We start from the raw sequence: 20,419 nt of genomic DNA on the forward strand, positions 1-20,419 counted from the left end.
CATAAAAGGACTTGTGGCTTACCAAAATCGCAGCGCACCTCAAGTCATCAGTAGTGATCAAATAGTGCGGTCGCGTTCCTAGAGCGACAATTTATTCAACGTTTTGATTGCGGCGCATCTCGCAAAGGTGCCGCTTGAGCCTATTGCTGGACCGATCATTCGGCTTTCTCACCAGAGTGGCGTGACAGAAATTTTCCTGCATTTCGAGTTTCTGATCCGAGTGGCGGGACAAATCCGCCTTGAACTTGTCGCATCGCTCAGGTCGATCTCAACGCGCCGGCACTATAGCATGGAACGATTGCCATTTCCTCCCGTTTTACGATTGAGCGCCGCGGTTCTTCCAACGGTCCGAGAATCGAGGGACGCGGAGCTACGTTTCGCGCTTGCCAACATATGGAGATCGTCATGCGCTCTGTTGTTCTGGTCCTGGTCATTCTTCTGAGTGAGACTTCGCTATCTTTTGCGCAGGGTCACATGGGCACGCCACAAGAGCAGCAGGCCTGCAGGCGCGATGCGCAGCGCTTCTGCCGCAAGCAATTGGCAGATGACACAGCGGTTCAACAATGCCTGCAGCAGAACAGGACCAGACTGAGCAAGGGCTGTCAAAAAGTATTTGCCAGCCACGGCATGTAAGCCGGCTGAAAATGTTATCCGTTATGGCGTCACGATGTTGAACCAGAAATATTGGTTTAGATCGACGAGATAGCCCATGAACTCACCGAACTTCGCCTGATTGCCGGCAAACCTGACCTGGCCGGTCTTGACGGCGTCCTCGAACGACACCTGCTTGGTCAACACCTTGGTCAAAGTGGCACGATCCACAGTTACGGTGACATCGGCCTTGGCATTGGTGTAATCGGGCCAATGGTTGAGCACGGAGTTCTCCAGGAAGAGCGCGTGCTTCTCATTGATGTCAGGGAATATCCAGTTGACCGCAAGCGTCTTGCCGTCCGCCTTCTTGGCATCGAGCTGCACGGCCATGTAACCAAATAACAGCTCAGGCGACATGCTGCCAACGATGTCGGCGCTGGCTGGATTGCCTGTCGCCTGCTTCTTGACGCCATGCCGAAGCTCATCGGCGCCCGTCAGATAGAAGCCCCGCCAGGGGCCGGATTCCGCCTGATAACCCATCTGTTCCAGGATATCGGCTTGCAGATTCTTCGCCTCCTGATTGTCGGGCTGGGCAAACACCAGGTGGTTCACCAGTTCAGCGCCCCACCGATAGTCGCCCTTCTCGAATGCCTCGCGTCCGAGCTTCATGACAGCGCCGGGTCCACCCATCGCCGCTACATACTTGCCTGCGACTTCGACCGGCGGCAGCGGGTTCAAGGTCGCGGGGTTGCCGTCGAAATATCCCAGATAAAAATTGTAGACGGCACGCACGTTGTGGCTTTGCGTGCCATAGTAACCCTGGCTCGCCCAGTGATTGGCGAGCGATTGAGGCAACATCACGAGGCCCGGCAACTCCCTCATGGTGTAACCCATGTTCGCGTAGTGCAGGGTCTGGTCGTGCATGAATTTGTAGGTGTCGCGCTGCACCTTCAGAAGCTGCGTAATTTCGTTGTTCCCCCAGGTGGGCCAATGGTGCATCGTGATCTGCACCTCATACTGACCGCCCCACATCTGAAGGGCTTGGTTCAGGTACATCGGCCACAGCCGCGCGTCCCGCGTCTTGGCGCCGCGCAACGTATAGAGATTGTGCATCGTGCGTGTGGCATCCTCGGCCGTATTGATCAGCTTGAACTTCGGCAGATACCACATTATCTCGGCCGGAGCCTCCGAGCCCGGTGCCAATAGGAACTCGTACTCAATGCCGTCGATGATCCGCTTCTCGCCGGTCTTCGTGATCAGATCGGTCGGCGCGATCAGCGTGACCGTGCCGCTCGATGTCGTGACACCCAACCCCGCCGTCACCGAGCCCCGCGGTCCGGGGGCAACCAGGTTTCCGTACATATAGGACGCACGGCGTCCCATGGCCGGGCCTGCAAACAGGTTCTCGGCGACGAAGTTCTCGAGAAAACCTTCGGGCGCGAAAATCCTGACCTTGCCCGACGTCACGTCGGCTTCGTCGACGATGCCCCGCACGCCGCCAGCGTGATCGACGTGGGAATGCGAATAGATCACGGCCACGACCGGTTTCCTCGGCCGATTTTGGTAGTAAAGGTCGAGTGCAGCGCGCGCGGTTTCGGCCGATATCAAGGGATCGTATATCGTGATGCCCTGCTCACCCTCGATGATGGTCAGGTTCGACAGGTCCGCGCCACGCACCTGATAGACGCCTGGAACCACTTCATAGAGACCGGCTTCCATCAGAAGCTGCGACATGCGCCAAAGGCTCGGATTGACGGTGTCGGGCGCGGCCGTGCCATCCTTGATGAAACCAGCGAACCTCGAAAGATCCCAAACAATCCTGCCATTCTTGTCCCTGATGACGCCGCTATCAGGCAATCGCGCGATCAGGCCACGCTTGGCGTTTGCGAAATCCGCATTGTCTGACCACGGCAATGAGGCCGTGGAGGCCTTGTTGAACTCCAGCGTGGATGGCGACGCCGGCTTGGAATCGCTGGACGTCTGCGCGCGCGCAATCGTGGCCGCTAGCGCCAAGATCAATCCTGCCGCCATGACACGGAAGGTGCATTTGGGGTAGGAGCCCGGCAACGACCGGCAGCCTAAGATGATGGTTTGTGTCAATGTCCCTCTCCTTGGTCCCTGCATCGATTGACATTATCGACCGCAGGCACGCGCCTCCGAATTCTCGGCAGTCTTCGTGTCCTCTTCTATCGGGAGCGGGGAAGCGATCCTATGCAACTTCGGCAATCGGCCAACGATTCTTCGCCTCCGACGCAGCTATAAGCTGGAATCGGCAAGCCGGGCCGAATACCGCGATGTCCTGTGATCGCATCTCAGTATGCCTTGAGAGCAAAAACGAGTCGGTTTGAGCCCAATAACGAACGGCCAGCACGTCGCAGCGCCGGCGGTCGTCACCCCCCGCTCTACGGTACGTCCGATCCGGCCTAAGAGCCGACGTGTATCGCAAGTCGCGTTTTGACCCCAAGCTGCCTAACCAACGAGTCGGCCGCCCGAGCTAGTTTGGACAGCCAAGCTTTGGCGGATAGCCATCACCGCACAGGGATTAGGTAGCGCTCACGACAGTTGGTTGCTTGGCAATGTCTGGGGCGGCGGGAAGGCTGAACTCAAAAATCGCGCCGCGAGGCACATTAGCCTTCGCCGACAATCGGCCCCCATGCGCTTCGATGATCGAGCGACAAATCGACAGCCCCAGCCCAAGACCGCCAGGCTTGGTCGTGTAGAAGGCGTCGAAAAGATGATCGAGAGTCTCTAGTGCCAGTCCTGGTCCCGAATCTCGCACCGCGACGAGAATGACGTCAGATTCCGTTTTCCGGGTACTGATAAGCAACTCTCTCGCGCCCTCGCCAATACTGTTCATAGCTTCGACTGCATTCATCACGAGATTCAGCATCACTTGTTGGAGTTGCACCCGGTCGCCTTCCAACGGTTGTGTGCCTTCTTCCAGATCCGTGTGCACCGAAATGCCGTTCTTCATCGTTTCGCCGCGGGCGAGCTCAACGACCTCGCGGATTGCATCATTGATGTTCAGGATTTCCTTCCTCGGTTGCGCTTTTTTGATCATGTCCCGGATTCGTTCGACGACATCGCCGGCTCGCATGCCGTCGTTAACGATATAACCGAACGTCTGCCGGGCTTTTTCCAGATTTGGCGGTTGAGCGCCCAGCCAGCTCAGTCCGGCCTGCGCGTTGGTCACCATCGCGGCGACGGGCTGCTTCACTTCATGGGCGATCGAAGCTGCGAGTTGGCCCATGGTGGCGACGCGATTGGCGTGCGCAAGCGCCAGCGTGCGTTGCTTCTCGACTTCGAGCAGGCGCACGTTTTCGATCGCGATCGCCGCCTGATCGGCGAATGTCTCGAGGAGCGCGATCTGTTTGTCGGAGAATGGTCGGACCTCCCATCGCCGGAACAGAATTACTCCAATGGGGGTTCGCTCACGCAACAACGGTGTCCCGAGCGTGGTGCGATGGCCCTGGCGTTTTGCATCACTGCTGCCCGACGGGTACTCGCCATCCTCTGCGACGAGATCGTGGACATGAACCGACCGCCGATCACATATAGCTCGTCCTATCACCCTGTCGCGATTTAAGGGAAATCCCTCACGGGCTTGAATGTGCACCGGAAGCTCCCCGTATGAAGCCACCAAGCGAAGAAGGTTGTTCTCCAGGCGGTAGATCTCCGCATTGTTCGAGTCGCAGAGGCGTGCGGCATGTTCGGCCACCGTTTCCAGCACCGACTGAAGTGGCGAATCCGAGATGAGGCGCAGCATCTCGGAGGTGGCAGTTTGCTGCTTCGTAGCCTCGATCAAGCGCTCCCGCGCGTTAGCGATCTGCCGCTTGCATGCTTTAAGCTGTCGTTCGAGATCGGCGCGGCTTTTGGTAGCTCGACCAACGCGCGCCTTCGCGCCGGTCGAATGAAGCTTGCGATCTCGCGTTCGGCTCTTCGCCCAATTGCGAGCCAAGGTCACCTCCGTTGCCAGACACCGTCCAATGCTGGTCGTCGCAGCCGGGGACGGGCCTGCGGTGAGAATATCAGATAGCCCAGAGCGCGCATCAGCATATATTACTGCCTTCGACAACCGGTGTCGGAGCCCTTCTGGTGGCGCAGATAAGAAGGCCAGCCCCTCCGGGCCATGTCGCCTTCCGGCCCTTCTGAGACTTGTAGGTGCAGCCGAATATCCGGTTTGCGCAGAAACCGGCCGCGCTGATGGTCGGGAACTCGAAATTCGACAATGTCGGACGAAGGGGACTCGCAATTGACAGAAACTAGACTTCAAATCCGTTTGTCGGGCTGAATCGAACGTATTGGCCTTCGCGTCCCGCCAGACTCGTAGTTCACTCTTAAGCACAATCAGCCGACGGCTGCACATCATAATGCTTAGCCGGCCTCACTCCAGGATGAAAGTGCGCAACACGAACTACCCGTCAACGTTGTGACGTGCCGCAGAGCCGGGAAGGAGAATGTTGGCTGCCCAGTTGCCTTAACCGGGAAGTCCGGCACGTGGACCGCTATGCAGCGTTGTGCCGCAGCGCCGCCCCTTGGTCGAGCAGCCCGGCTTCAACCAGCGCTGCCCGGATTCGTGCGATTTCCGCATCCGTTATCTTGACCAAAGGCGGGCGCACTACAGCACGAGGCAGTTTTCCAAGCAGCACCAAGGCTTCCTTCATGCGGTTATGCATATCGACGAAGGGATCGGCGTAGAACACGCGCGCCAATGGATAAATCCGGTCGTTGAGCCGACGGGCTTCTGCAAGATCATTGGTCTGTACCGCGCGAAAGAGCCTGGCTTGAAGATCGGCGATCACGCTGCCGCTGCCCGACAGCAAGCCATTGCAGCCTAGCACCAGAGAACTCAACAGCCATGCACTGTTGGTCGACAGCACGTTGACGGAGGGCTTGCGCCCCTGCAATGCGCGAATCTGGCTCTCGTGCTGCGGCACCAGTGGCGTCCAATCCTTGATTGCGCGGATCGTAGGCACCTCAGCGAACAGCCGCTCCAGCGTCGCCGCCGGATAGCCCTGCCCCGTAGCCAAGGGATACTGAAACACGATCATTGGCAGGTCGGACGCATCGCGGATGGTCTTGAAATGGGCCAGCACCATCTCGGCCGATTGGCCAAGCGTGAACGGTGCCGGCGGGAACACCAGCAGCGCCGAAGCCCCGCCGCCCTGCGCCTGCCGCGCGATGCGCGCCGCCTCCAGGCCGCCGTCTGCCCAGACACCATGGATGATCGGCAAAGTGCTGCCGACTTCTTCCCCCGTGATCTCCATGACGCGGCGCTGCTCGTCGCTCGTGCAGGATGCGACTTCTGTGGAGTGCGCGTTGATCGTGACCGCTGACAATCCGTGCACCGCCGCGACATCGCGCAAGTGAGCTCGAAAGCTCTGCTCGTCGATCGATAGATCTTCGTGGAACGGCAGCAGCACCGCCGGGATCACACCCTGGGGCACGAAATCCGGATACCGGCCCATGTGTCGTCTCCTTCAGAGTTCCAGCCGTAAGTCTAAACCGGGATGACTTTTCTTCGAATCGTCATCCCACTTTAGCTCTTTGTTCGAGCATGATCTTTTCGGAAAACCGGTTTCCACTTTTCCGGATCATGCTCTAGCGCTTTCCCCGCCGATCAGCGAGTCACCCGATCGATTGGCTCGAACCGCCTTCTATCTCGCCTCTTTCGATGGTGAGGGTCACGTCGGCAAACGTCTCAAGCAGCTTCGGATTCGACTCCGTAATCAGCATCGTAATGTCTTTGTCCTGCGAACGAAGCCGACGGAGCGCTTCGGCGTATCGCTGCGCGAGAACAGGTGCAAGTCCCTGAAATGGCTCGTCGAGAATAAGGAGCCGGGTACCCAGCATAAGCGCCCGACCGAGCGCGACCATCTTGCCTTGTCCGCCCGAGACCGATCCCGCCGGACGCCTGGCAAGCTCGCTCAGCTCCGGCAACACGGCGTAGGCCCGTTCCAGCCTTCGTCGTGTCTCTTCAGGAGAGAGCTTTGCAACGCGACCAGGCAGAAGGATGTTTTCTTCCACGGTAAAAGCCGAAAACAGGCGGCGATCCTCAGGCGCATAGCCGACGCCCAGCGACGGCCGGCGGTGCGGCGGAATCGGCCCGAGGTCCTCGCCACCGAGCCGCACGGCGCCGATGGCTTTCGTGAAGCCCATGATGGTGCGAACGGTCGTGGTCTTGCCCGCACCATTGCGCCCGATGAGCGCGGCGCTCGCTCCGGGCTTCAGCGAGAAGCTGACATTGCGTAGCACCGGCGCATCGGCGATCGCGACATTGACATTCTCGAAACTCAGCATCGGTGTCATATTCCGATTACCTGCTCCCGAACCCTTGGGTCCGCCAGAACCTCCGCCGGCGTGCCGACCTTCTGGATCTTCCCGACGTTCCACACGGCGACGCGGTGGGCGTAACGCTCCACCATGTCCATGTCGTGCTCGACAAAGACCGACGTAACCTTCTCCTTCGCGAGCGCGGTGGTGAGAATATCCATGATCTCGAGCTTCTCGGATGACGCGACGCCAGAGGTTGGCTCGTCCATGAGCAGGAGCCTGGGCTTCAGCGCGAGCGCAAGCGCAATATCAACCAGCTTGCGCTGCCCTTCGGGCAGCTCCCGCGCCTTTCGTTCGGCATAAGACCCGACACCGACGAGCTCGAGCAGCCGCTCCATCTCGGACGCCTCCGGCAATCGCGAGAGAGCCGTGAAGCCTGACGGGTATCCCTGCCGCGAGGCCGCCGCGATCAGCATGTTTTCCATAACCGTCTGATCGAGGAAGAGCTGCGGAATCTGGAAGGCGCGAGCAATGCCGAGCTTGGTGATGGTCCGCGGAAGGTGCGCGGTAATATCCTGGCCGAGAAAAGTCACCGTACCGGCCTGCGGCCGGAGATAGCCCGTCGATATATTGAGGAACGTCGTCTTGCCGGCGCCGTTCGGTCCAATGATGGCAAGATTCTCGCCCTCATGGACGTCGAGGTTGATTCCATCCGCGGCGATAACCCCGCCGAACCGGATCTTGATGTCCTTCGCAGAGAGCAGGACGTCGGCCATCAGTGTCCCCCCTTGCCGGACTGGCTATACCGTTGCCTGAGACCGATCAGCCCGTTCGGCGCGTACAGGATGATCACGATCAGCACGACGCCGAGGATGAGCTGCCAGGAATCCGCGAGGTGAGCAGCCGCATAGAACCGGACGCACTCGAACATCGCGGCCCCCGCAAACGCGCCGAAAGCGTGGGCTCCGCCACCAAGGATCGCGATGAACACGAACTCGCCCGATTTGGTCCAGAAGCCAAACTCCGGCGTGGCGATCTGCTGGACGATTGCCACCAGCGTGCCGCCGATTCCGCCGAGGAATGCAGAGATCACGTACCCGATGAGCAGCACGCGGCGGGCCGACATTCCCAGATACTCGAGCCGGGTCTCGTTCGACTTGATCGCCCGCAGCATATGCCCGAGCGGGCTCTCGAGGTAGCGTTGCACGCCGTAGAATGCCGCGACCGCCGTCAACAGGCTCACGTAAAGAATGACGTACTGAAAGGTTTCCGGCGTGAAGGCAAACCCCAGCAGGCCGGGACGCGCCACGCGGATGCCGTCCGCGCCGTTGGTGTAGTGGAACATCTTCTCGAGCAGTGACCACAACACCATCGAGAACGCCAGATTGAGCATTCCGAAGAAGATTTCCCGGTAGCGGACCACGAACAGACCGACAATCAGGCCGAAGACGGTGGAAGATATGCCTCCGAGCACGAGAAAAAGCAGGATATCGCCGCCACCGACATATTTGCCCCAGAAGGCCGACGTGTAGGCGCCGATGGCGAAGAACATCGCGTGCCCGAAAGATACCTGTCCTGCCTGCAACAGCAGAACGATTCCGAGCACGACGATGCCCTTCGCGAGAATAAGCGCGAACAGGGTCGCCCAGCTCGACACGAACAGCGGTGCGACGGCGCTGACCAGGAAGAAGATGACTGCGGCCGTCGTGATCGGCTTGATGCGGCCCGCCATCAGATCTTTCTCACCTGGGCAGCACCGAACAGTCCGAACGGACGGACCAGAAGCACCAGCACCATCAACAGATAAGGCACGAGGACTTCGAACTCCGGCTGGAGGTAGATCACAAAGGCGCGCGTCAGGCCGATCATGAGGGCGGTGAGAGCGGTGCCCTCGATCTGCCCGAGACCCGCAGTTGCCGCTACCGCGAAAGAGAGCACGATCATGTCGGCGCCCATCCCGGGTACGAGTGATGTCGTCGGCGAGGCGAGCGCCCCGCCGAGCGCCGCCAAGCTCGCGCCAATGATGAACGTAACGAAATAGACGCGCCTGGCATCGATACCGATCGACGTGGACGCCTCACGATCCTCCGTGACGGCCAGGATCACCGCCCCGGCCAGGGTGCGGCGCAGGAAGTAGCGCAGGCCAAACAGCGTCGCGAGCGCCACGACCGGCAGCAGGATGACCTGGTAGGACGTGTAGTTCACGCCGAACACGGTCACGTTCGGCAGCAGCTTCAACGGCTCGGCCGCGAAGATCGGCTGCACGCCCCAGATCAAACGCTGCAGATTGTCCATGATCATGAAGGCGGCAAACGTGATCAGGAGCTGCAGGACATCGTCCCGTCCGTATAGCGGCCGCAGCAGAACGCGCTCAATGAAGCCGCCGCAAACTGCGCCGATCACGATGGAAGCAGCCAGCAGTGCGGGATAGGTGAGCCACGGCGACAGTGGCGCAACCTTGATGCTGAACGTCGCGGCGAGATAGGCGCCAAAGGCATACAGTGAGCCGTGCGCCACGTTCACCACGCGAAGCACGCCGAAGATCAGGCTGAGCCCGACGGAAACCAGGAACACCAGGGCGGCGTAGCTGATCCCGTCGAGGACGGCCAGTATGGCGAGAGTCGAGTTCATGGAGACCTTCAGGGAAGCCCGTCCCCGGCAGAGCCGGAGGACGGTGATGGAGCGCTACTGTTTGAAGGTCGGCACGTCCATCTTGGCAAACTCCGGCTTGAGCGTCTTGAGCCACTCGACCGACCGCACGCCCGCCGGGTTGGTGATCACCTTCGGATCGAAGATCATCATGTTATCGAGCAGTTTGAAGTCGTAGCCTGGAACGGATTTGGTGACGCCGACAAGCTGGGCTTCCAGACCCTGATTGTCCTCGGGCCTCAGCGTGACCGGCCTGCCGAAGCCGGTCGCGAACTCTGTGCCGGCGGCCGCATCCACGACTTGCTCCCGCGTCGGCCAGCTGCCGCCATTCGCCTTGATGGCCTTGTCATAGGTCGTTTGCAACGCCGTGAACGCCTGCGCCATGTGATAGACCGGATAGATCGGCCATGCGCCGGTCTTCGCCTTGAACGCTTCGTTGAAGGCCTTGAAGGCCGGATCATTCTTCTTTTCCGGATGCAGGAACCAGTGGTCCCCTCGTGCACCGACGATCAGGCCCTCGGGCAGATCCTTGCCCAATCGCTGGATTGACGATTCTCCGATACCGAGCACGAATGTCGATTGCTGCAACAGGCCACGTTGGCCCGCCTGGCGAACCAGAGTGTCGAGGTCACCGCCCCAGGCGGTGGTGAGCACGACGTCCGGTCGCAGCGCCAGCAAGCGGGAGACCTCCGTGGAATAGTCGGGCGCGCCGAACTTCGGGAACAGCTCCGCAACGACCTGGACGTCAGGCTTCATCGCCTTCAACGCAGTGGAGAATATCTCCCAGCTTTCGCGACCCCACGCGTAATCCTGATTGACGACTGCGATCGTCTTGAAGTCGGGCTTCACCTTGAGGAGATAGATCAGCACCGCCAGCATCTCAGGCGTGCCGTTCGCCTGGGTGCGGAAATTGTAGCGGTACTTCTTCGTCTCGAGAATGGAAGCAGCGCCGCAATCCCACATGAAGTTCATGACCTTGAGGTCTTCGGCAACCGGAACAAGCTGATTGCAGCTACCCGAGGAGATTGCAGCGAACGTCGCGTCAACCTTGTCGTCCTGCACCATGCGCCGGTAGTTCGAGACCAATGCTTCGCCGCCGGCGCCTTCGTCGATGAAGGAAAGCTTGACCGGTACTCCGCCGATACCACCTTTCTTATTGAGATCCTCCGCGATCATCTCGGCGGCGGCCTTTGCGGGAACGCCGAAAACGGAGGCCGGCCCGGACAGGAATGTCGCTATGCCGATCTTGATGTCCTGGGGTTTACCCTGCGCAAGAGCGGCACCTGCAAAAATTGCAGTTGCTGCGGCCGCCGCAAGTGCGGTCTTGAAATATTGCATTGGAAGCCCTCCCTGTTCTTTTCGACTATTGTATCTGGCCTGGTGGCCATTTTTCTTGCCGTAACGCTACTATAATTTGCGTCCTTTGCCAGCACTTACTGGCTGACCTCGGCACCGCTTTTGTCGTACGGATGGACTCATGAACCGATATCACCACGAGTAGGCTGTTAGCCGCAAATGCAGAAACGCCATGGCAGCGGCGCCCGGGATTCGCCGGCTGGCACTAGGATCTGCCCCGCAGGTGGAGCGCGAGAGCTTCAAATGTTCCAGCGATCACCGAGCTGGGGCCGTCCGATCCAGGCCCTGTTAAGACAGCGGGTTGCCCAGCCGAGCCGCGGTCTTCCTTGTAGTCGCGCTTGAGCTTCGTGGTAAGGGCCGACGTAGCGAAGCCGGGTCGGTATTGCGGAGTATACGCGTCGTATACGTGCAAGCGCACGTTCTGCGGCTTTCCTGTCCCGTTCGTCAAAAGCAAGTCCGAAACACATGCGAAGGCGGTCAGGCAGCAGCTCAGTGCTCAGGGCTTGATACCATCGCGGTATGCGCAACCATGGTCGTCCGCCGGCGAAGATCTGTCGAGCCACCTCGCCTGCGGTGCCAGTGACCGACAATGTGTCCGATCGCATCATGGCCTCGTTATAGGCGACAAATGATTCCCAATCCGCCGGCAAGTCAGTCGGCTTGAGTCCGAACAACGCCCCGAACAGCCGGCTTTCGGTCCAATACTGCTCGCGCTCCTCGACCGAGAGCGGAGGCAAGATCATGTCGTGCACCATGAGGGCGGTCTCGACGAGGGTCGCGTGAACCCACCGCAGCGCTGCGATCTCATTCGCGCGATAGGGTGAGCCGCTCTCGAACGGACCGACTGCTTCGGGCAAGCGGCCGACGATCGTGGCATGGCGGCGGTGTAGATGTCGGGCAGCAGCAAGAGCTGTATCGAGCGAGCCGAACACCATCGTAAACATAACGTCAAAGGTTCGATGAAAACGACCGATTGGATCCGCAAAAGTCCGGGAATGCTCGGCCACGGCGGCGGCGACCCACGGATGCGCGAGCTGAAGGAGCAAGGCACGGCCGGCGCCCAAGAAGATGACGGCTTCTCTATCGATCCTCCAGGTCATCGAGGCTGGACCAAAAATGCCCTCGGCAGATCCAGCAGCCCGAGCCCTGACGAAATCCAGAGTAGCCTCCAATTCGCTTGCGGAGACCAATGTGTACCCTTCCAAGTGGACGATGACAGTTTATTCCAGCAAGCTGTACAGTCCATCGCAAGTCAGCAGGTCGGCGCCGACACCACGCAGAAGAGTTAGATTCTTGCTTTTGACGCGTTTTCTTCGCGCGAGCCGGTATCCACTTCGCGCGAAAACGTCCGCTCAGGACGCCAGAAACCCTCCGTCGGCTGCCAGCACGTGACCGACCACGTAGGACGCGGCGTCCGACAGCAGCCAGACCACGGCTTCGGCGACTTCCTCGGGTTTGCCCATCCGCCGCAGCGGCAATCCGGCTGCGACGGCAGACATATCGCCGACGCCCGAGCGGAGCATCATGTCGGTCACGACACGGCCGGGCGCGATCGCGTTGATGGTGACGCCGCGTGGCGCGGCCTCCATCGCGGCCGAGCGCATCAGCGAGATCGCCGCCGCCTTCGACGCACAATAGAGCGAAAGCCCTGTATTTGGATTCCGGATGCCGCTCACCGATGTGTTGACGACGATCCTGCCCGCGCCTTGCGCGAACATGAGCGGGAGCTGGTAGCGCAGGCACAAGAAGACCGAACGGACATTGGTGTCGAATACCTCGTCGTAGACGGCGCTGCGCTGCTCCTCGACGCCGGCGCGACGCTCCTGGAAACCGGCATTGTTGAACGCCGCATCCAGCCTGCCGTATTGCTCGACCGCCGTCCGGACCAGTCGCTCGACCTCCTGCTCCTGCGTCACGTCCGTCCTGACTGCCAGAGCCTCTGCACCCAGAGCGTGGCATTCGGCCGCGGCCGATTCAATTTCGGCTTCGCGCCTGCCGGCGATCAGGATTGCCGCCGCTCCCTCTTCGGCCATTTTGATCGCGGTGGCGCGACCGATGCCGGTGCCACCGCCCGTCACGAGGCAAACCTTGCCCTTCATTCGGTTCTCGGCCGTGGTCCGACCGCTGGTTGCTGGCTCGCTCATCGGGCCGGACTCCGTTGTCTCGACAATAGTTGTATGATACAACTATTGTGCCGGAGTCAAGCCATGCCTTTCCGTGACCTGTCCCTCGTCGATGACATTCGCGCGGCCTCGCGGCTGATGGTGCGCGAGCTTGGCTTCATGGAGCAGACGGTGGCCGCGACCGACTATCCGCCGTCGGCCGTCCATACGATCCTGGAAATCGGCACAAGGGGTCCCCTGACCTCGGCCGAACTGTCTGAAATCCTCCATCTGGAGAAATCGAGCGTCAGCCGCATGGTGCGCAAGCTGATCGAGTGCGGCGAGCTGAAGGAAGCGGTCGATGCTGATGATGCGCGGATCAAGCAGCTCTCGTTGACGGCGAAGGGACGACGCACGCTCTCCGCCCTCCATGATTTCGGCCGGCGGCAAGTTTCCGGCGCACTCGAGCGTCTCAGCGAGACAGAGCGCAAGATCGTGCGCGATGGACTGATGATCTACGCACGCGCGCTCCAGGCCAGCCGCGACGCCGACGCGGAATTGAAGCTGCGCTACGCACAGAGCCAGGGCGTTTGAATCATATCCCGAAGGAAAAACCCGACCTGCACCGTTGGCGGCTAACGCAATTCGCACCCGCTGGCTCGACTCGCTAGACGGCAGAATAGAGGGGCCGTCGGCGCAACCTGCGCCCGGTCAGCCGAGTTCGATGCGGACGCCTTTCGCGCCGTTGAGCAGCCGCCTCAAATGATAGCTGGCGAGCGGATCATCGGCATGCGTTCCGACCAGTGCGGCGAAAGCCGGCATGGCCGCGGCGTCGCCCGACTCGAGCTTGGCGAAGGCCATCGCATATTGCGCTGTGGCCGGCGCATCGAACCCAGCGGCCGATAAAGGCTCGTGGGCACGCAACGGTTCGCTGCGTCCGCGCAGGACGAGATCGCCGACCGGCCGCCCCTTGAATTCCTGTGCCGCGCTTGCGACCGCGCCACTGACGCAGATCCGCGTGCCCAGCGCCTTGTTCGCGGCTTCCAGCCTGGCGGCGGTGTTGATCGTGTCGCCGTAGGCCGTGTAATCGAAGAAGCGGTCGCCGCCGAAATTGCCGACCAGCGCGGGGCCGGCGTGCACGCCGATCCGTGTGGCGCCGAAATCCACGCCTCTCTCTTTCCAACGCGCGCGGAACGCCTCGGCCCATTCATCGAGCGCCTGCGCGCAGGCGACCGCGCGGGTCGCGTAGTCGGGCTGGTCGCCGGGCGCATTGAACAGCACCTGGATCGCATCACCGATCACCTTCGCCACCGTTCCTTCATGAGCGAAGACGACATCCGTCAGGCCGCCGACATATTCGTTGAGCAGCTCCGCCAGCACCTCCGGCACGGCCGTCTCGACCAGCGAGGTGAAGCCCGTGATGTCGGTGAAGATCACGGCGACCTCGCGCCAGCGCACCTCCATGTCGTCGCCGTCGTCCCCGGCGGCAAGACGCTTGGCGAGCTCGGGTGAGAAATAGCGCGACAGCGAAGCGTGGGCGCGCTCCGCTTCCATCTGGCGGCGGCGTGCCTCGCGCAGGACCTCGATGTGACGCATCGTTTTCTCGATCGTCATTTCCAGGTCGGCGAAATCGATGGGCTTGGTCAGGAAGTCGAACGCGCCGCGATTCATCGCGGTGCGTATGTTGCTCATGTCGCCGTAGGCCGAGACGATGATGGTCGACTTCTTGTCGTCCGCCTCCTGCAGTTTCGCCAGCAGCGACAGGCCATCCATGCGCGGCATGTTGATGTCGGAGACCACAAGATCGACATGGGGATGCTGCTCGATCGACTGGAGGGCTTCAAGGCCGTCACGCGCGAAGACGAAGCTCACCAGCCCGTCGCGAATCTGCCTGCGGAATTTCTGGAGCACGAGCGCCTCCAGATCAGGCTCGTCGTCGACTACGAGGATGGTGGCGGTCATGCTGAGTGTTCCAACCTCGCGTCGATCTCCTGGCGGACCTGACCGAAGTCGATCGGCTTGGTCAACAGGCTCTCCGCGCCCCGCTCCAGGGCCCTCTTGCGCGTCGCGGTATCTCCGTAGGCCGTGATCATGATCACGGGAACGTCAGGCCGCCGGGCGCGGACCTCCGGCAGCATCTCCAGCCCGCTCATCCCGGGCATATTGATGTCGGAGAAAATCAGAATCAGCGAGTGCTCGCCGACGTCGGTGATGCGGGTCAAGGCTTCCGACGCCGACCCGGCGAAATCCATCACAAAACGCTGGGCGCGAAGATCGCGGCGAAATTGCTGGCGGAACAAGGCCTCCACATCGGGCTCGTCATCCACCACCAGAACCATCACACTCACGGCTAACCTCTGGTATCATCCGGAAAATTGCTTCTGCGCGGCAGCAGGATGGTGAACTCGGTAAACTCGCCGGGCTCGCTCTCGACGTTGATCGTGCCGCCATGCTGCTTCACGATGATGTCATGGCTCATGGAAAGTCCAAGGCCAGTGCCTTCGCCTGGCGGTTTGGTCGTAAAGAACGGGTTGAACATCTTCTCCTTTACCTCGGGCGGAATGCCGACACCGTTGTCGCGGATGCGGATTTCGACGTAATCGCCACGGCTATGTGTGCTGGCGCTGAGCGCAGGTTCAAACTCGGGACCATTTTCCCTGCCGCGCTTGGCGACCGCATAGAAGCCGTTCGAGATCAGGTTCAAGAGCACCCGGGTGATCTCCTGCGGGAACACCTCGACCGTGCCGGCGTCCGGATCGAGCTCGCGGCTGAGGGCAACATTGAACTGCGGCTTCTCGGCGCGCGCGCCGTGATAGGCGAGGTTGAGGCTCTCCTCGACCAGCGCGTTCACGTCGGTCGGCTGGTGCTCGCCGCTGCCCTCTCGCGAATGCAGGAGCATGTTCCTGACGATCGAATCGGCGCGCTGGCCGTGCTGCACGATCTTTTGCAGGTTGTCCTTCAACAGCCCGCTCAGTTCATCGACCTCGCCGCGAATGTTGTCGGCGAGTGCCGCTGATGCAAGCAAATCGTTCAACTCGCCCGTCAGTTCCGCCGAAAGTGCGGCAAAATTATTGACGAAGTTGAGCGGATTCTTGATCTCGTGCGCGATGCCGGCCGTGAGCTGACCGAGGGAGGCCAGTTTCTCGGTCTGGATCAGGCGGTCCTGCGCGGCGCGCAAATCATCGAGGGATTTTGCAAGCTCCCCGGTGCGGGCCTGGACTTCCTCGAACAGGCGGACATTGCCGATCGCAATCACCGCCTGGTCGGCGAAGGTCTGCAGGAGTGCGATCTGCTTGTCGGTGAACGGGTGCACCTCGTTGCGACGGAGCAGGATCGCGCCGATGCTTTCGTCGTCGCGCAACAGCGGTACCGACAGCACGGTACGAATGCGGGCCCCGGAGCGTTCGGTCAGCGCCTTGCTGTCCGGAAATTCATGGCCTTGCTCCGACATTGAGTCGCGCAAATGCACCGGCTTGCCGTCGAGAAAAGCGCGGCCGGCAGTCCACCCGCGGCTGATCGGCCATTTCTCGACATTGATCTCGATCGGCCCGTGATGGGCGCTGAAGCGGAGATCGTCGCCGTCCTTTAGCACCACTGCAGCGTCATAGGCATCGCAAAGCTCGCAGGCGCTTTCGACGATTGCCCTCAATGCCGGCCCGACATCTGTCGGCGAGGAAGCAATCACCTTCAGGATGTTGGCGCTGCCGGTCTGGTAGGTGAGGGCTTCCTGCAGATCGCGCGTCTTGGCCTGCACTTCGTTGAACAGCCGCGCGTTCTCGATCGCGATCACGGCCTGATCGGCGAATGTCCTGAGCAGGGCGATCTGGTTGTCGGCGAACGCTCCCGGTTCGGCGCGCGAAACACCGATCGTGCCGATCGCGACACCTTCGCGCAGCATGGGCACGACGATGATGCTTCGATATCCCCTGGCGCGCGCCATGTCCTTGACCGCTTGAGAGACATCGGGCTCGGCTTCGATGTCGGTGCGAAACGCGATGGTTGAGCTCTGCGCGACCCGGCTGTGAATTCCCGAAGACGTGAGCGGGGTGGGGAATGAATTCTCTATCTCCCTGTCTCCGGCTTGGCTTCCGGCAGTATGAGCTGCGAGATGAAGCATGTCACCGACAACGCGCGTGACAAGCCCCGTCTGGCCGCCGAGGAGCCGCCTCGCACTTTCGGCGATGGCGTCGAATACCGGCCGCACATCGGTCGGTGAGCTCGCGATGACGTTGAGAATTTCGGCGGTCGCGGTCTGCCGCTCCAGCGCTTCCCTCGTCGCGTTGAACAGGCCGACATTCTTGATCGCGATCACGGCCTGGTCGGCGAAGGTCTGCAACAGCCGGACCTGGTGCTCGCCGAACGCCCCGGTCGCCCGGCGTGTAGCGATGATGATACCGATGACCTCGCCCTCGCTCACCAGCGGGGCGAACAACATGCTGCGATAGCCGCGCGCACGCGCGATGTCCCGCGCGGCCGGCTCGAGCTCGGTGTCGGGCAGTTGCGCGGCCGTACCACCCGCCACGAGCTGGCAGGGCGGGAATTGAGCGAAGGGCACCGGGAACGCCGCTTGCAGCGCCCGATCGCCGGCCGGATCGGTCGGCGTGAAGGCCGCCAGATGGGCGGCGCCGTCGACATAGCGAAGCACCGCAGTGGAAAAGCCGCCGATCAGCCGGTTGGCATTGGCCGCGATGGCCTCGAACACCGGCTGCACGTCCGACGGTGAACCTGCCATCACTTTCAGGATCTCAGCGGTGGCGGTTTGCCGCTCCAGTGCTTCCCGTGTCTCATTGAACAGACGCGCGTTCTCGATCGCGATCACGGCCTGATCGGCGAACGTCTGCAGCAACTGCACGTGATCCGCGGCAAACGCGCCCGGCTCGGCACGCGTGACGCTGATCATGCCGACGGGCGTTCCGCGATTCATCAGCGGCATGAACAGGACGCTGCGGAAACCGCGCAGCCTTGCCAGCTCCTTGTTCAGTTGCGGGACGTCATCGGCCTCGCTGTCCGGAAACTGCACCGTCTCACCACCGCGAACCAGGGCAAAGGTCGGAAAGTCCGCGATCTGTCGCGGGAATGATGACGTCAATCCTTCGTCCGCATCGGGGCTGACCGGCGTATACGCCACCAGATGAAGCTCGTCGCCGATGAATTGGAGGACGGTGGCGGAGAAGGCGCCGAGCAGGCGCTTGGAGCTGGATGCGATCGCCTCGAATACCGGCCGGGCATCGGAGGGCGAGGCCGCGATGGTACGCAGGATCGCGGCACTGGCGCTCTGGCGATCACGCGCAATCGCAAGCTCGCTTCGCAGACGTGCATTCTCGGCCGCACCGGATTGCAATTGCTGCTCGAGCTCGTCGATCCTGCACCTCAGTTCGGCAGCCATGTCCTGGGAAAGCGCGGTCATTCATGATCCGGTTCGGCGTCGCGACGCGAGTGGCGCACTGCACGGCCGACGGAGGCCGCCAGCCAGGTTGCCGTATTACCACATCCCGCGCGGCTGGGAGCCAGTGCCTGCGGCCGCGGCTCTGCCCGCCAGTGATCTCTATGTCGGCTCGAAAGCGCCAGCCGGTAAGGGCCCCGGATCCTGGCCCGAAGCCGAACAACGTTCCGGGCGCGAGCATGTCGGCTGTCCGACGTAGGGCAGACATCGCTGTGCGCTCGTCTTGATCCGCTTTTGATCCAAGGGAGACATTGCCCCTGCCGTTCCGCTGTCCCCCTCGACGACCAGCGTGTTCCGGGACTCAGCGTATCGTGCGGCATCGGTTGTGCTGTTGCAGAGATGATCGATCTCAAACACAACTCGGGGCGCGATGTCGTAGGCCTCCCGAGGTTCATCCCGGGTTTGGGGCCGTCGCCGATGTCGTCGTTTTGGAAACCAATCGGAGTAGTATAAGTGGCATGTAGGTAGAGAAGCTGACCGCCCCGGTATTCGTTGCGATTGATCTATCTTCACCGCAAAGTGGTTCATGTTTGGGCGAAGGAACTCGGCACGTTTAGGCGAGGACGAGCTGTCATGAGCCGAGACAATCTAAATACCATACTAAATGTAATCGCAATGGTTGGAAGCATGGGCGACTTGAAAGCAACCAGTCAGATGGAAAACTTCGTGACAATTTCAGGCTGTTCCGGCGGCGGCAAATCGACCCTGCTGGCGGAGCTTCGGCGACGCGGCTTCACTACGATCGATGAGCCGGGACGGCGGGTCGTGGCCGAGCAAGTCAATTGCGGTGGGAGAGCGCTGCCGTGGGTGGATGCGGTTGCTTTTGCCCGGCGCGCGATCGAGGTGTCACTCGCCGATCGGGCCACTGCTGAAGTCGGCGCTCGCTGGATCTTTTTCGATAGAGGTTTGATCGATGCTTGCGCTGCGCTCCAGCATCTGACGGGAGAACGGGTCCTTCATAGTCTTGGTCTGGTTCATCGTTACAACAGACGCGCGTTCCTCACGCCGCCTTGGCCCGAGATCTACGCAACGGACCAGGCACGACGGCACAGTCTCGTTGAGGCCGTTGCGGAATACGAACGATTGATCAGCGTCTATCCGTCCCTGGGCTACGACATCCACGTGCTGCCGAAAGTGAGCGTCGCCGAGCGAGCCGACTGGATTCTAGCCTCACTCGAGTGCTGAGGCCCGATTGAGCCATAGGCGTCAGACCTGCGCCCTCAACGCCTCACCTCTTCCGCCTCGGCCCTGTGGAAAGCCCGCGGCGACGTTCATGATGGCAGCGTGGCTCCGGCTCCGAGCCACTGTTTGACCAGCGCCGCCAACGTGCCGTCGGCTGCAAGCGCCCCTAGCGCCCCGTTGATGGCATTGCGCAGCGCAACGTCTCCCTTGCGGACACAGATGCCAAGGCGCTCGACCGTGATGCCGGTCTCGACGACCCGAAGCCTCGGCCGGTCGCGCACGAACCAGGCCGTGACGGGTGCGAGTTTCATGAAGGCGTCGCAGCCTCCGCCTGTCAGATCGTCGAGCGCTTTCTCGATCTCGTGATAGGCATAGACGCGCACCCGCGCAGCGCGACTCTCGGCGACCAGTTTTTCGGCGACGGGCTGGCTGGTGTTGCCCTGCTGCACCCCGACGACCAGATCTTTGAGATCGGCGATGCCGTGCACGGCTGGATTGCGGATGACATCGACAACGAGTGATTGGCCTGAGATCGCATAGGGCGCGCAGAAATCGGCCATTTCCTCCCGTCCGGGCGTGATGGTGGTGCCGGAGGCGACGCAGTCGTAACTGCCGTCATCCAGACCGGCGAAGATGCCGTTGAAATCGGAGCCCGTATACGGGACGAGCTGCCATCTGCGGCGGAGCATCCCGGCAATGCGCTGCATTAGCGCAATGTCGAATCCCGCCGGACCATCTGTCGTCAAGAACTCGAATGGCGGATCGGGAAGCGCTGCCCCCACTCTCAAGGTTGACACGGCTCTGACCTTTGAAGCGCCAAGTT

17 protein-coding genes are annotated in these 20,419 nt (G+C 61.3%); 3 read left to right on the plus strand and 14 right to left on the minus strand.

Features of this window, described 5'->3' with window-relative positions; genetic code table 11:
- Nucleotides 1–405 precede the first annotated feature (405 nt).
- Complete coding sequence (locus tag ACVJGD_RS18580) at nucleotides 406–633, plus strand: hypothetical protein (RefSeq protein WP_456635703.1); 228 nt, start codon at nucleotides 406–408, stop codon at nucleotides 631–633.
- A gap of 21 nt (nucleotides 634–654) precedes the next feature.
- Here the strand turns inward: ACVJGD_RS18580 and ACVJGD_RS18585 are convergent, their stop codons facing one another.
- The 10 genes from ACVJGD_RS18585 to ACVJGD_RS18630 all read right to left on the minus strand — a co-directional run bounded on the left by ACVJGD_RS18585 (nucleotide 655) and on the right by ACVJGD_RS18630 (nucleotide 13,013).
- Nucleotides 655–2,691, minus strand: a complete 2,037-nt coding sequence (locus ACVJGD_RS18585; protein WP_456635704.1) for an alkyl/aryl-sulfatase — start codon at nucleotides 2,689–2,691, stop codon at nucleotides 655–657.
- Nucleotides 2,692–3,133: 442 nt separating this feature from the next.
- On the minus strand, nucleotides 3,134–4,549 hold the full coding sequence (locus tag ACVJGD_RS18590) for a sensor histidine kinase (protein WP_456635705.1): 1,416 nt from the start codon (nucleotides 4,547–4,549) through the stop codon (nucleotides 3,134–3,136).
- Between the two features lie 547 nt (nucleotides 4,550–5,096).
- Entirely contained in the window at nucleotides 5,097–6,059 is a 963-nt protein-coding gene (locus tag ACVJGD_RS18595) for a dihydrodipicolinate synthase family protein (protein WP_456635706.1), read from the minus strand.
- Between the two features lie 160 nt (nucleotides 6,060–6,219).
- Nucleotides 6,220–6,891 carry an ABC transporter ATP-binding protein gene (locus ACVJGD_RS18600; protein ID WP_456635707.1) on the minus strand — a complete coding sequence of 224 codons (672 nt, stop codon included), beginning with the start codon at nucleotides 6,889–6,891 and terminating at the stop codon, nucleotides 6,220–6,222.
- 5 nt (nucleotides 6,892–6,896) lie between these two features.
- On the minus strand, nucleotides 6,897–7,640 hold the full coding sequence (locus ACVJGD_RS18605; protein WP_456635708.1) for an ABC transporter ATP-binding protein: 744 nt from the start codon (nucleotides 7,638–7,640) through the stop codon (nucleotides 6,897–6,899).
- Nucleotides 7,640–8,596, minus strand: a complete 957-nt coding sequence (locus tag ACVJGD_RS18610; RefSeq protein WP_456635709.1) for a branched-chain amino acid ABC transporter permease — start codon at nucleotides 8,594–8,596, stop codon at nucleotides 7,640–7,642. The genes ACVJGD_RS18605 and ACVJGD_RS18610 overlap by 1 nt, the downstream gene beginning before the upstream one ends.
- Nucleotides 8,596–9,495 (minus strand): branched-chain amino acid ABC transporter permease, encoded by a 900-nt coding sequence (locus ACVJGD_RS18615; RefSeq protein WP_456635710.1) that lies wholly within the window; start codon nucleotides 9,493–9,495, stop codon nucleotides 8,596–8,598. Before ACVJGD_RS18615 ends, ACVJGD_RS18610 begins: the two co-directional genes overlap by 1 nt.
- A 54-nt stretch (nucleotides 9,496–9,549) precedes the next feature.
- Nucleotides 9,550–10,851 (minus strand): ABC transporter substrate-binding protein, encoded by a 1,302-nt coding sequence (locus ACVJGD_RS18620; protein ID WP_456635711.1) that lies wholly within the window; start codon nucleotides 10,849–10,851, stop codon nucleotides 9,550–9,552.
- Nucleotides 10,852–11,108: 257 nt separating this feature from the next.
- Entirely contained in the window at nucleotides 11,109–12,059 is a 951-nt protein-coding gene (locus ACVJGD_RS18625) for an oxygenase MpaB family protein (protein ID WP_456635712.1), read from the minus strand.
- A 162-nt stretch (nucleotides 12,060–12,221) separates the two neighbouring features.
- A complete protein-coding gene (locus ACVJGD_RS18630) occupies nucleotides 12,222–13,013 on the minus strand; it encodes an SDR family NAD(P)-dependent oxidoreductase (RefSeq protein WP_456635713.1) in 792 nt (263 codons plus the stop codon).
- A 63-nt stretch (nucleotides 13,014–13,076) separates the two neighbouring features.
- Between ACVJGD_RS18630 and ACVJGD_RS18635 the strand changes: the two genes are divergently transcribed.
- Nucleotides 13,077–13,565 (plus strand): MarR family winged helix-turn-helix transcriptional regulator, encoded by a 489-nt coding sequence (locus ACVJGD_RS18635; RefSeq protein ID WP_456635714.1) that lies wholly within the window; start codon nucleotides 13,077–13,079, stop codon nucleotides 13,563–13,565.
- Nucleotides 13,566–13,682: 117 nt separating this feature from the next.
- Here the strand turns inward: ACVJGD_RS18635 and ACVJGD_RS18640 are convergent, their stop codons facing one another.
- The 3 genes from ACVJGD_RS18640 to ACVJGD_RS18650 are packed head-to-tail and all read right to left on the minus strand — an operon-like array spanning nucleotide 13,683 to nucleotide 18,378.
- The gene (locus ACVJGD_RS18640) at nucleotides 13,683–14,933 is read right to left on the minus strand and encodes an adenylate/guanylate cyclase domain-containing protein (RefSeq protein WP_456635715.1); all 1,251 of its coding nucleotides are present in this window, start codon (nucleotides 14,931–14,933) and stop codon (nucleotides 13,683–13,685) included.
- Nucleotides 14,930–15,319: a response regulator gene (locus tag ACVJGD_RS18645; protein WP_456635716.1), complete on the minus strand. Its 390-nt coding sequence runs from the start codon at nucleotides 15,317–15,319 to the stop codon at nucleotides 14,930–14,932. Before ACVJGD_RS18645 ends, ACVJGD_RS18640 begins: the two co-directional genes overlap by 4 nt.
- 2 nt (nucleotides 15,320–15,321) lie before the next feature.
- Nucleotides 15,322–18,378: a GAF domain-containing protein gene (locus ACVJGD_RS18650; RefSeq protein WP_456635717.1), complete on the minus strand. Its 3,057-nt coding sequence runs from the start codon at nucleotides 18,376–18,378 to the stop codon at nucleotides 15,322–15,324.
- Between the two features lie 690 nt (nucleotides 18,379–19,068).
- Between ACVJGD_RS18650 and ACVJGD_RS18655 the strand changes: the two genes are divergently transcribed.
- Complete coding sequence (locus tag ACVJGD_RS18655) at nucleotides 19,069–19,599, plus strand: AAA family ATPase (RefSeq protein ID WP_456640289.1); 531 nt, start codon at nucleotides 19,069–19,071, stop codon at nucleotides 19,597–19,599.
- A gap of 86 nt (nucleotides 19,600–19,685) precedes the next feature.
- Here ACVJGD_RS18655 and ACVJGD_RS18660 read toward each other — a convergent pair whose 3' ends face one another.
- Nucleotides 19,686–20,393, minus strand: a complete 708-nt coding sequence (locus ACVJGD_RS18660) for an ABC transporter substrate-binding protein (protein ID WP_456635718.1) — start codon at nucleotides 20,391–20,393, stop codon at nucleotides 19,686–19,688.
- Nucleotides 20,394–20,419: the final 26 nt, after the last annotated feature.

It is taken from the genome of Bradyrhizobium sp. USDA 10063 (assembly GCF_054063735.1).

Excerpts from the sequence above, each read along its gene's own strand:
- ACVJGD_RS18580 (WP_456635703.1), top strand. The coding sequence starts at position 406 with ATGCGCTCTGTTGTTCTGGTCCTGGTCATTCTTCTGAGTGAGACTTCG.
- ACVJGD_RS18595 (WP_456635706.1), bottom strand. The coding sequence starts at position 6,059 with ATGGGCCGGTATCCGGATTTCGTGCCCCAGGGTGTGATCCCGGCGGTG.
- ACVJGD_RS18600 (WP_456635707.1), bottom strand. The coding sequence starts at position 6,891 with ATGCTGAGTTTCGAGAATGTCAATGTCGCGATCGCCGATGCGCCGGTG.
- ACVJGD_RS18605 (WP_456635708.1), bottom strand. The coding sequence starts at position 7,640 with ATGGCCGACGTCCTGCTCTCTGCGAAGGACATCAAGATCCGGTTCGGC.
- ACVJGD_RS18610 (WP_456635709.1), bottom strand. The coding sequence starts at position 8,596 with ATGGCGGGCCGCATCAAGCCGATCACGACGGCCGCAGTCATCTTCTTC.
- ACVJGD_RS18615 (WP_456635710.1), bottom strand. The coding sequence starts at position 9,495 with ATGAACTCGACTCTCGCCATACTGGCCGTCCTCGACGGGATCAGCTAC.
- ACVJGD_RS18620 (WP_456635711.1), bottom strand. The coding sequence starts at position 10,851 with ATGCAATATTTCAAGACCGCACTTGCGGCGGCCGCAGCAACTGCAATT.
- ACVJGD_RS18630 (WP_456635713.1), bottom strand. The coding sequence starts at position 13,013 with ATGAGCGAGCCAGCAACCAGCGGTCGGACCACGGCCGAGAACCGAATG.
- ACVJGD_RS18635 (WP_456635714.1), top strand. The coding sequence starts at position 13,077 with ATGCCTTTCCGTGACCTGTCCCTCGTCGATGACATTCGCGCGGCCTCG.
- ACVJGD_RS18640 (WP_456635715.1), bottom strand. The coding sequence starts at position 14,933 with ATGACCGCCACCATCCTCGTAGTCGACGACGAGCCTGATCTGGAGGCG.
- ACVJGD_RS18650 (WP_456635717.1), bottom strand. The coding sequence starts at position 18,378 with ATGACCGCGCTTTCCCAGGACATGGCTGCCGAACTGAGGTGCAGGATC.
- ACVJGD_RS18655 (WP_456640289.1), top strand. The coding sequence starts at position 19,069 with ATGGAAAACTTCGTGACAATTTCAGGCTGTTCCGGCGGCGGCAAATCG.